Source organism: Roseovarius halophilus (ex Wu et al. 2025) (assembly GCF_047086965.1).
The window spans coordinates 1-1,886 of the sequence record NZ_JBKOTX010000423.1; the positions used below are offsets into that span (position 1 = coordinate 1).

General features: G+C 65.2%; 3 pseudogenes. 1 reads left to right on the top strand and 2 read right to left on the bottom strand.

Annotated elements, in window-relative coordinates:
• Positions 1 to 144, bottom strand: a pseudogene (locus tag ACH107_RS32400) (IS3 family transposase); the annotation flags it as partial.
• A 323-nt stretch (positions 145 to 467) separates the two neighbouring features.
• Between ACH107_RS32400 and ACH107_RS32405 the strand changes: the two are divergent.
• Positions 468 to 1,712 (top strand): annotated as a pseudogene (locus ACH107_RS32405) (IS256 family transposase); the annotation flags it as partial.
• On the opposite strand, the pseudogene ACH107_RS32410 reads toward ACH107_RS32405, so the two are convergent.
• Positions 1,675 to 1,827, bottom strand: a pseudogene (locus tag ACH107_RS32410) (IS3 family transposase); the annotation flags it as partial. The pseudogenes ACH107_RS32405 and ACH107_RS32410 sit on opposite strands and share 38 nt — an antisense overlap.
• Positions 1,828 to 1,886 lie beyond the last annotated feature (59 nt).

A 1,886-nucleotide genomic window follows, 5' to 3' on the forward strand; every position in this document is an offset into this window, starting at 1 on the left:
GGCGCGCCGTTTGCGCACCGCCAGCCCTTCTTCGCGGTAGAGACGATGAATCCGGTTGATCCCTGACAGTTCACCATCTCGGCGCAGCAGCACGAACAGGCGCCGGTATCCGAACCGGCGGCGCTCATTGGCCAGATCGCGCAGATAGTGCCCCACGTGGTGGTGTAATAGGCCGCGCGCGGAGCCTTTTGGCGTAGCGCAGCGCGCGGCCGGACTGGCGGCCACCGCGCTTCTTCGTAGTCTGAGGTTGTTCAAAGACCGACGACAACGAAGGAGAGCACGATGACCGACACAATGATCGATCTTCCCGAGGCGATCGCCAAGAGCGATGGTGAGACGTGACCGTGGCCGCAGATGCGGCCGCGTAAGCACGTCGAACGATTTCCTGCGCGAACTGATCCAGGATGCCGCACAGCGGCTGATGGAATTCGACCGTTAAGCGATCGATCCGGGGGATCGATCGTAGGGAGAATGAGGTGGCCGCCGTGTGCGGTGCCGGGCATGGCGAGCGCAGCCCGGAGCGGGAGAACCAGCGCAATGGATACCGGGCGCGGCAGTGGGATACCCGGGCCGGCACGATCGGGCTGAACATCCCCAAGCTGCGCAAGGGAAGCTATTTCCCGACGTTCCTGGAGCCCCGCCGGACAGCCGAGAAGGCCCTGATGGCCGTGATACAGGAAGCCTACATCCACGGGGTCTCCACGCGCGCCATCGACGACCTGGTGCGTGCCATGGGCCTGACCGGCACCTCGAAGAGCCAGGTCTCGCGGCTGTGCGAGGAGATCGATGAGCGGGTGCAGGCGTTCCTGAACCGGCCGCTGGAGGGCGACTGGCCCTTCCTCTGGCTCGACGCCACCTACGTGAAGCTGCGCGAGGGCGGGCGGATCGTCTCCATGGCGGTGATAGTGGCCGTCGCGGTCAACACGGACGGACGCCGGGAGATACTCGGGATCACCGTGATGCCCTCGGAGGCCGAGACGTTCTGGGCCGACTTCCTGCGGTCTCTCACGCGGCGCGGGTTGCGGGGCGTGCAGCTGGTCATCAGCGACGCCCATGAGGGCCTCAAGGCCGCCGCGCGCAAGGTTCTCGGCGCCGGATGGCAGCGCTGCCGCGTGCATTTCCAGCGCAACCTTCTGGTTCGCGTGGGCAAGACCAACAAGCCCGTGGTCAGCGCCGTGGTGAAGACCGTCTTCGCCGAGACCGACCGCGATCAGGCCCATGCCCGTTGGCGCGAGGTCGCCGACAGCCTGCGCGAGCGGTTCCGTGACGTGGCCGAGCTGATGGATGACGCGGAGCACGACGTGCTGGCCTACATGACCTTTGATGAGACCCTGCGCGCCAAGCTTCACAGCACCAATCCGCTGGAGCGCGTCAACAAGAAGATCAAGCGCCGCACCAACGTGGTCGGGATATTCCCGAACCGCGAGGCTGTGATCCGGCTCGTTGGCGCGCTCATGCTGGAGCAGAATGACGAGTGGGCGTTCCGGGGCTTTCGCCGCGCCACTGGCGCGACGGTCCCCTCCACCCCGCCGCTACATGCCGGTGGAAAAGCTGACCGCCATGTGCAACGATACCGATGCGGCGACGATGATCGCCGCACAGTGAACGAGCGACCCACCTATGAAGAAGCAGGTGGACGCCAGTTCCTACACCACTTCCCGGGACACTACCAACGCGCAGCCGTTGGCGCAGTTCCGTCTCGGGCGGCCTGATGGACTGGTATCGGATCATCTTGCGATCCGCGCCGACAAGGCGGCAGGCCCGCCGCTCCGACAGGCCCAACCTGGCCTGCAGATGCGCAACCGCGTCGCGCTTCACGGGTTCGCCATTGTGCTTGAACCAATGGCGCATCAATGGCTCACCCTACCATTTTTTTGCCAGAAGTT